The organism is Nocardioides zeicaulis, assembly GCF_042432345.1.
In the GTDB taxonomy this organism is placed as follows: Bacteria; Actinomycetota; Actinomycetes; order Propionibacteriales; family Nocardioidaceae; genus Nocardioides; species Nocardioides zeicaulis.
This window is the reverse complement of the sequence record NZ_JBHLXH010000001.1, coordinates 2,951,503-2,960,474: the sequence shown is the minus strand read 5'-3', so window position 1 is coordinate 2,960,474 and position 8,972 is coordinate 2,951,503. Positions and strand designations below refer to the sequence as shown.

6 protein-coding genes and 1 tRNA gene are annotated in these 8,972 nt (G+C 72.3%); 4 read left to right on the top strand and 3 right to left on the bottom strand.

Annotation, left to right across the window (positions count from 1 at the left end):
- Positions 1-676: 676 nt before the first annotated feature.
- A complete protein-coding gene (gene tyrS, locus ACFFJG_RS14550) occupies positions 677-1,942 on the bottom strand; it encodes a tyrosine--tRNA ligase (protein ID WP_378519424.1) in 1,266 nt (421 codons plus the stop codon).
- Between the two features lie 74 nt (positions 1,943-2,016).
- Here tyrS and ACFFJG_RS14545 point away from each other — a divergent pair, with 74 nt between their 5' ends.
- Together ACFFJG_RS14545 and ACFFJG_RS14540 are read left to right on the top strand one after the other, a co-directional pair.
- Positions 2,017-3,408, top strand: a complete 1,392-nt coding sequence (locus ACFFJG_RS14545; RefSeq protein WP_378519423.1) for a serine/threonine-protein kinase — start codon at positions 2,017-2,019, stop codon at positions 3,406-3,408.
- 117 nt (positions 3,409-3,525) lie between these two features.
- A complete protein-coding gene (locus ACFFJG_RS14540; RefSeq protein ID WP_378519422.1) occupies positions 3,526-5,037 on the top strand; it encodes a serine/threonine-protein kinase in 1,512 nt (503 codons plus the stop codon).
- Positions 5,038-5,047: 10 nt separating this feature from the next.
- On the opposite strand, the gene ACFFJG_RS14535 is transcribed toward ACFFJG_RS14540, so the two are convergent.
- Together ACFFJG_RS14535 and ACFFJG_RS14530 are read right to left on the bottom strand one after the other, a co-directional pair.
- A tRNA-Ile gene (locus ACFFJG_RS14535) sits at positions 5,048-5,124 on the bottom strand.
- Between the two features lie 24 nt (positions 5,125-5,148).
- Positions 5,149-6,105 (bottom strand): GNAT family N-acetyltransferase, encoded by a 957-nt coding sequence (locus ACFFJG_RS14530; protein WP_378519421.1) that lies wholly within the window; start codon positions 6,103-6,105, stop codon positions 5,149-5,151.
- A gap of 121 nt (positions 6,106-6,226) precedes the next feature.
- Between ACFFJG_RS14530 and ACFFJG_RS14525 the strand changes: the two genes are divergently transcribed.
- A complete protein-coding gene (locus tag ACFFJG_RS14525) occupies positions 6,227-7,675 on the top strand; it encodes a DUF1800 domain-containing protein (protein ID WP_378519420.1) in 1,449 nt (482 codons plus the stop codon).
- A gap of 1 nt (position 7,676) precedes the next feature.
- The gene (locus ACFFJG_RS14520) at positions 7,677-8,963 is read left to right on the top strand and encodes a DUF1501 domain-containing protein (RefSeq protein ID WP_378519419.1); all 1,287 of its coding nucleotides are present in this window, start codon (positions 7,677-7,679) and stop codon (positions 8,961-8,963) included.
- Positions 8,964-8,972: the final 9 nt, after the last annotated feature.

The following is an 8,972-nucleotide window of genomic DNA, read 5'->3' as shown; positions in this document are numbered from 1 at the left end:
TAAGCACGCCGCCAGCGTTCGTCCTGAGCCAGGATCAAACTCTCCATCGAAAAACATCAACCCAACCCCACCCAAAAGAGCAGAAGCCAGGCGACTATCAATAAGAGCCACATCCATGACTGAACAAAACTAGCGAAAGACAACCCCAACCCCAAAGGGCCAGGACCGTCAGCCAGAATCATTGTCAAAGAAACCGCGACACCACAACCACCACCAAACGATGGCAGCTAAACATGATGTCAACGGGGCATAACAAACTAATTCGTCGACTAATCAAACACACTGTTGAGTTCTCAAGAATCAGACGCACCCACATCGCGATCCGGTGAGGATCTCGGTTGCGTGGGGCAACTGGTGTAACGTAGCGAACCGGCTTTTCGCGAGGCAAATCCTCGTGTGTCCTGCTCGCCGCCCGGTGGTGTCACCGTGACCGATGACCGCTTCGGGCTGGTCGCTCCGGGGCCGGGAGCCCGGCCTGACCGGCCTTGCTCCCCGCCGCTCCCTGGCGACGGAGGAAACATTAATGAACTCGGCGTGAACGCGCAAATCGAAACGGTGTGACCGCGGGCACATCAGTGTTTTCGCAGGTCAGCGGCCTGCAGGAGCACGAGAGGCGGCGCGCGCGGCCCCTGGGGGCCGCTCGCACCGCCTCCCGGTCAGCGTCACGACGGGGCGTTCAGCGCACCTCCACGCCCGCGAACTTCTTCTTCCCGCGGCGCAGCACGAGCCAGCAGCCGGCGACGAGGTCGTCGGCGGTGGGCCGGAGCTCGGGGTCCTCGACCCGCGCGTTGTTGAGGTAGGCGCCCCCCTCCGTCACCGTGCGCCGCGCGTCGCCCTTGCTCGAGGCGAGTCCCGCGGTGACGAGGAGGTCGACGATGCCGGGGAGCTCGCCGGCGGGGACGGTCGTGCCGCCGGTCTCGCGCAGCGCTGCACCGAGCGTGGCCGCGGAGATCTCGCGGAGGTCGCCCCCGCCGAACAGCGCGGCAGCGGCGGCCTTCGCCTGCTCCACCTCCTCGGCGCCGTGCACCAGGGCGGTCACCTCGTCGGCCAGGCGCTTCTGGCCCGCGCGCAGGAAGGGCTTCTCCGCCGTCTGCTGCTCGAGGTCCTCGATCTCCTCGCGGGAGAGGAAGGTGAAGATCCGCAGGAGCTCGCCGACCTTCTCGTCCTCGACGTTGAGCCAGAACTGGTGGAAGGCGTACGGCGACATCATCTCGCCGTCGAGCCAGAGCGCACCGCCCTCGGTCTTGCCGTACTTGGTGCCGTCGGTCTTGGTGATGAGGGGCGTGGCGAAGGCGTACACCGACTCCCCCGTCACCCGGCGGACCAGCTCGGCGCCGCCGGTGATGTTGCCCCACTGGTCGGAGCCCCCGAACTGCAGCGAGACGCCGTGCTCGCGGAACAGGTTGAGGTAGTCCATCGACTGCAGCAGGACGTAGGAGAACTCGGTGTAGCTGATGCCGGACTCGAGGCGACGCTTGACCGTGTCGCGCGCCAGCATCCGGTTGACCGGGAAGTGCTTGCCGATGTCACGGAGGAAGTCGATGACCGACAGCGAGGCGGTCCAGTCGTAGTTGTTGACCGTGGAGGCGGCGTTGGTGCCCTCGAAGGACACGAAGCGCGAGACCTGGGTGCGCACCCGCTCGGTCCACTCCTTGACGGTGTCGAGCGAGTTGAGGGTGCGCTCGCCGCTGTCGCGCGGGTCGCCGATCATGCCGGTGGCGCCGCCGACGAGGATGTAGGGCGTGTGGCCGGCCTCCTGCAACCGCCTCGCCGTGACGAGCTGCACCAGGTTGCCCATGTGGAGGCTGGGTGCCGTGGGGTCGAAGCCCACGTAGAACCTGACGCTCCCCTCGCCCAGCGCCGCCCGGAGGGCGTCGCGGTCGGTGGAGTGCGCGACGAGGCCGCGCCACTCCAGCTCGTCGAGGACATTCGGGGTCGTCACGTCGGTTCCTTGGGGGTGAGGCGGGTTGGTGGTCGCGCACTAGCCTAGGGCGAGGCATCAGGAGGTGGCCGACGGTGATCGCAGGCAGGTACACGCTCGAGCGCGAGATCGGTCGTGGCGGGTCCGGGACCGTCCACCTCGCCCACGACGAGGTGCTCGGCCGCACGGTCGCCGTCAAGCGGATCGGTCTCATGCCCGGCGGCGGCAGCGTCCAGCTCGAGCGCGCAGCGCGGGAGGCCCGGCTCGCCGCGGCGCTCAACCACCCCCACGTGGTCTCGGTGTTCGACCTCGTCGAGGAGGACGAGGTCCACTGGCTCGTCATGGAGTACGTCGACGGGCGCACCATCGGCGACCTCGTGCGCACCGCCGGCCCGCTCGAGGCCACGGTCGCGGCGTCGTACCTCGCGCAGACCGCCGACGCGCTGGCCGAGGCCCACGAGGCCGGGATCGTGCACCGCGACGTCAAGCCCAGCAACATCCTCGTGGCCGGCGACGTCGCCAAGCTCGGCGACTTCGGCATCGCCCGGTCCGCCGACGACGCCTCGTTGACCCAGACCGGTCTGGTGACCGGCTCCCCCGCCTACCTCGCGCCTGAGGTCGCCTCGGGCGCGTCCGCAACGGCTGCCAGCGACGTGTGGTCGTTGGGCGCCACGCTCTACCACGCCGTCACCGGCCGACCGCCCTACGAGGTCGGCGACAACCTCATCGGCGCGCTCTACAAGATCGTGCACGAGGACCCGCCGCGGCTGCCCGCCAGCCACCCGATGGCCGGGCTGCTGTCGCGGATGATGGTGCGCGAGCCCGAGCACCGGCTCTCGATGCGGCAGGTCCGCGACGAGCTGCGCCGGCTCGCGCGCGGCGAGCGCTCCACGCTCGTCGCGGTGCCGGTCGCCGCGGCCGCTGCGGCCGCCGTCGAGCCCACCGGCACGATGCCCCGCTTACACGACACCACGCCCGCGCCCGCCTCGACGCGACGCGGCTCGATGCGGTGGGGCTGGCTGGTCGCGGCAGCCGTGCTCGCCGTGGGCGCGGTCGTGGCGGCGTACGTCTGGGCCGGCCGCGGCACGCCGGAGGCCGCCCAGGACGACCCGACGACCTCGCCCAGCACGTCGCAGGCCCCGAGCGACAGCGGGAGCACCGCCCCCGCGGTGTCGGCGGAGGAGGTCCGCCAGCAGATGGACTCCTTCATCACCGGCTACCTCTCCACCGTGACCTCCGACCCGCGCGCGGCCTTCGCCCAGCTCACGCCCGAGTTCCAGCAGCAGAGCGGCGACTTCCGCGGCTACATGGGCTGGTGGGGCAAGGTGCGCTCGGCGAAGGTGACCAGCATCCAGAGCGACCCCTCGGACCTGACCGTCGCCTACTCGGTCGACTACGTGATGAAGTCGGGCGCGCGCACGTCGGACCAGATCCGGCTGCAGCTCGAGCGCCTCGACGACCAGTACCTCATCGCCGGCGAGGCCTGACGCGGCAACCGACCCGAGCCGGGTCGGGCCAGAGCCATGTCCCCACGGGTGTGAAGCCTCCCCGTGGGGGTGGCTAGCGTGTCCGGAGCCCGACCTTCCCCATGGAAAGGGGCACACGTGATCGCAGGCAGGTACACCCTCGAACGGGAGATCGGACGCGGCGGTGCCGGGTCGGTGCACCTCGCTCACGACGAGCTGCTCGACCGGTCCGTCGCCATCAAGCGCATCGGCCTGCTCGCCGGGACGACCGACCAGGACATCGCCCGCGCCGAGAGGGAGGCGCGTCTGGCGGCCGGCATCAACCACCCCCACGTCGTGTCGATCTTCGACCTCGTCAAGGACGTGGACTGCTACTGGCTCGTGATGGAGCTGGTCCGCGGACGCACGCTCACCGAGGTGGTCCGGGCCGACGGTCCGCTCCCGGTCACCCGGGCGGCCGGGATCCTGGCGCAGGCGGCCGACGCGCTCGTCCAGGCCGGCCGGGCCGGCATCGTGCACCGGGACGTCAAGCCCGGCAACATCATGGTCGACGACGACCACCACACGAAGCTCGGCGACTTCGGCATCGCCCGCGCCGGCACCGACGCCGCCCTCACCCAGACCGGCTTCATCACCGGCTCCCCCGCCTACATCGCCCCGGAGGTCGCGTCCGGGGCACCGGCGAGCGCCGCCAGCGACGTGTGGTCGCTGGGGGGCACGCTCTACTTCGCGCTCACCGGCCGGGCGCCCTACGAGGTGGGCGACAACATCATGGGCGGCCTCTACCGGATCGTCCACGGGGAGCCGCCGCGGCTGCCGCACGACCACCCGCTCGCCGGGCTCCTCGCCGTGATGATGGCCAAGGATCCCGCCGACCGGTGGCCCGTGGAGCGCGTGCGCGACGACCTGCGGCGTGCGGCCCACGGCGAGGCGAGCACGGCCCCCACCCCGCCCGTCGACCAGGGTCCGGACGCGACGCGGCCGCTGGGCACGACCCCGGCCCCCACCCCGCGCGACGAGCCGACGAGGACCTCGGCGGTCCCGGCGGCACCCGTGGCGCGGGCGCCCCACGCCGACACGGTCCCGCGCGACGAGCCGTCGTGGCGACCGCTGCGGTGGCTCGCGGCCGCCCTGACGCTGGTGGTCCTGGGCGTGGTCGCCTGGCTCCTATGGCCCGGTGACGGCGAGCGGGCGCCCGGTGACGCCGGTGCCACGCGCAGCGAGGGCCGGTCGGCCGACGGCAGGCCCTCGAGCTCAGAGGAGCCCTCGCAGGAGCCGTCCGCGTCCACGAGTTCCACGGCCACGGAGCCCACGGACCCCGCCGGATCCGCCCCGGCCTCCGCCGGGGCACCTCCCGCGATGCGTGCGTTCGTGGAGGACTACTTCGCGACGGTCACCTCCGACCCCGAGGCCGCGTTCGACATGCTGACGCCGGAGTTCCAGGAGGCGAGCGGCGGTTACGAGCGCTACGCCGGCTTCTGGAGCACCATCGAGTCCGCGTCGCCGTCCGGGATCCGCGTGGACCCGGAGGCGCTGACCGCGTCGTACACCATCGACTACGCCACCACGTCGGGCCGCACGACGACCCAGCAGGTCACCCTGCAGCTGGAGAAGCAGGGCGAGGACTACCTGATCGCCGGCGAGGCCTGACGCACCACACTGGTAGGGCGGGTGGGGCTCGAACCCACGACCCAAGGATTATGAGTCCTCTGCTCTGACCGACTGAGCTACCGCCCCTCGGGGCCAGACCCTAGGCGATCCTCACGCGATCGCCGCCTCCACCTCGTGCAGGTGCTCCACGACGCGGAAGCCCATCGCGGTGTTGGTGCGGTGCATCGCGGTGTTGGTGGGTGCGGTCCAGGTGTGCACCCGGGTCACCTCGGCCGGGAGCTCGCGGTAGCTCGCCGACTTCAGCGCCGCGCCCAGGCGGTGGCCGCGGTGCTCGGGCATCACGAGGGTGTCGTCCTGCCAGACGAAGTCCGCCCCGTGCGGGACGAACAACAGGGAGTAGCCGCCCCAGGCGCCGTCGGAGCGGCGACGGGCCGCGGCGACCCGCACGTCGTACGAGCGCATCAGCCGCTCCTCGGACGAGGCGAGCCGGGCGTCGTCGAGCACGGTGGCCTCGAGGTCGAGCTCGCCGACCGGGACGTCGGCGTTCATCTGGTTGCGCATGGCGACGTAGGCGGCGCGGTGCTCGTCGGGGCAGCGGCCCCGCCAGAGGACGAGGTCGTACGCCGCGTCGACCGCGGTGCCCGCCACCGGGAGGTCGGCGACGAGGTGGTCCTCGCGATGCTTCTCGACCGCCCCCACCGCGGTGGCGAAGGCCGTGCCGGCGTCGGACCGCTGCGGGTCGACGACGACCTCGGCCCCGATGCGGGTGCGCCCGGCTGCCCGGGCTCGCGCGACCAGCTCTTCCCACAGCGCCCGACCGACGCCTCGGCGCCGGTGCCCGGGGACCACGTCGACCTCGGCCCACGCGAGGTCGCGGTTCTCCGTCAGCGGCAGCTCGAGGCGAGCGGTGCCGACCACCTCGTCGCCCTCCCGCGCCTGGAGCCACTGGTGGTCGGTGTGGCCGGAGGGCTCGGTCGCGAGCAGCTCCCACGCGCCGTACGCCTCGAGGAGCGCGTGCGGCCGGTCGGCCCGGGCGGCGCGGTCCTGGGCGGCGAACCAGCGTCGGCGCGCGTCGGGGTCGGAGGTGTCGAGGTCGGTGACGTCCACGCGGGCATCCGACCGCAGCCCCCGCGCCGGGGCAACCGGATATCGGGTTCGACTTCGCGTGGGGCACCCGACGTGCGACAGTGATGCGTCTCGGAAGTGGCTCGGGTACGGGAGGACCTCGGTGGCCAAGAACAAGTTCGACCTGCTGCCCGCACCGCAGCGGCACCTCGTCACACGGTTCGGCTACGGCGTCGACGCCGCGCTCGCGCGCGACGTGCGCCAGGCCGGGGGCGCGGACGCGTGGTTCGAGCGCCAGCTCACCCGCCCCGGCTCCTTCCCCGACGGCGACGCCGACGCGGTGCGCCGCTGGTGGCCCGACCTCGACCGCGGCCCGATGGAGCTGTGGAAGCGCCAGGTCCAGGAGGTCCGCGGCGGCTGGCAGGTGATGGAGGACTACGGGCGCTGGCTGCTGGTCCGACGCATCCGCACCCGCCGCCCGGTGCTCGAGAAGATGACCGAGTTCTGGGAGGGGATGCTGCACGTCCCGGTGAGCGGCGACGCCCAGTTCACCTGGCGCGTCGACTACGGCGACACCGTCCGCAAGCACGCGCTCGGCCGCTTCGACGAGCTGCTCGCCGCGACCACCACCCACCCCGCGATGCTGCTGTTCCTGTCGGCCGCGACCTCGACCAAGCGCGCGCCCAACGAGAACCTCGGCCGCGAGCTGCTCGAGCTGCACACCGTCGGGGCGGGCAACTACAGCGAGGACGACGTCAAGGCGTCCGCGCGCATCCTCACCGGCTTCCACGTCGACATGTGGAACACCTGGAAGGCCTCCTACGTCAAGGAGGACCACTGGACCGGGCCGGTGCGGGTGAAGGGCTTCTCCCACGAGAACCGCAAGGGCGACGGCCGCGAGGTCGCGGCGGAGTACGTCCGCTACCTCGCACACCACCCGCAGACCGCGGAGCACGTCGCGGAGCGGCTGGTCACCAAGTTCGTCCACGACGACCCGCCGCGGTCGCTGGTGAAGCGGCTGGCGAAGGTCTACCTGCACAACGACACCGCCATCGTCCCGGTGCTCCGCGCGCTCGTGGCCAGCAAGGAGTTCCGCGCCTCGGCGGGCCGCAAGCTGCGCGACCCGGGCGAGGACGTCGTCGCGACCTACCGGGCGCTCGGCGTACGGCTGGACCGGCCCAGCGGTGACGACTCCGGTGTCTACGCCATGCTCTGGCAGGCGCAGGGCCTCGGCCTCTCGCCCCACGCGTGGCCGCGCCCGGACGGCACCCCGGTGCGCGACGACATCTGGGCCTCCCCGTCGCGCGCGCTCGCCTCGATGAGCATGCACTGGTCGATGGCCGGCATGTGGTGGCCCAAGGTCGACCTCCACTACCGCGAGCCCAGCGCCTTCGTGCCGGCCAGGAAGGCGATCCGCTTCGCCGACCTGGTCGACGCGGTGAGCCGCGAGCTGCTGCACCGGCCGGCCACCAAGGGCCTGGTCACCACCGCGAGCCTGGCCACCGGCTGCCGCGCGAAGGAAAAGATCGACCGCGAGCACGGCCTCTACCAGTGGGGCTTCCCCCGGCTGCTCGCCGCCGTCCTCGACTCCCCCGACCACATGGCGTGCTGACATGACTGACGAGACCCACCTGCCCACCCGCTCCTGCGGATGCCCCGACTACGACCAGGCCCGCACGGCGCTGAGCCGCCGTGCGCTGCTCGGCACCGCGCTCGCCGGCGGCGCGATCGCGCTCGGCCCCGCCCTCGGCGGCGAGGGCCCGCGGGCGTACGCCGTCACCGGCCGCCCCGCCGGCCGGCTGCCCGGCCCCCTCGGATCCGTGCTCGTGCTGCTGAGCCTGCGGGGCGCGGCCGACGGGCTCTCGCTCGTGGTGCCGCACGCCGACCCGAACTACTACGCGGCGCGCCCCCGCATCGGCATCCCGGCCACCGCGCTGGTCGCGGCGGACGCGATGTTCGGCCTGCACCCGGCGCTGGCCCCGATGCTCCCGATGTGGCAGGCGGGCACGCTGGCGGCCGTCCACGCCACCGGCATGCCGACCCCGAACCGGTCGCACTTCGCGGCCATGGAGGCCATCGAGGACGCCGCCCCGGGCTCGACGGCCCGCAACGGCTGGCTCAACCGGCTGCTGGGCGAGCTGCCGGGCACCTCGCCGCTGCAGGGCACGGCCATGGGCAACCAGGTCCCGACCGCGCTGTTCGGCACCAACCCGGCCTTCGTGGTCAACAGCGTCGACGACGCCAAGGTCGCCGGCACCGAGGAGGACGGGCGCCGCCTGGCCTCCCTCAAGCACGCCTGGAAGGGCAGCGGACCGATGAGCCGTGCGGTGCGCGAGGCCATCGAGGGGGCCGAGACGTTCGGCGCGGCGCGCGACACCGCGGCCGGAGCCCCCACGCCCGCCTACCCCGGCAGCTCGCTCGGCAAGGCGCTCTCCGGGGTGTCGCGGATCGTCCGCTCCGGCGTCGGCGCCGAGGTGATCACCGTCGACCAGGGCGACTGGGACATGCACACCGACCTCGGCACGCTCGACTGGGGCGACATGAAGCGCAACGCGGGCGACCTCGCCAGCTCGATCGCGGCGTTCTTCGCCGACCTCGGGCCGCTGGCCGACCGGGTCACCCTGGTGACGCTCAGCGAGTTCGGCCGCCGGGTCAAGGAGAACGACAACTACGGCACCGACCACGGCTTCGGCAACGTCATGTTCGTGGCCGGCGCCGGCGTGCGGGGCGGCCGCTACTACGGCTCCTGGCCGGGGCTGCAGAACACCCTCGACGGCGACCTGCTCGTCACGACCGACTACCGCAGCGTGCTCACCGAGATCGTCACGCGGCGCTTCGGGGTCACGGTCGGCCAGGTGTTCCCCGGCTTCACCCCGCAGCCCGTCGGCGTCATGGCCTGAGCGGTCGCG

What these genes read in the sequence shown, in the direction of transcription:
- ACFFJG_RS14520 (WP_378519419.1), top strand. Translation starts at nt 7,677, where the DNA reads ATGACTGACGAGACCCACCTGCCCACCCGCTCCTGCGGATGCCCCGAC.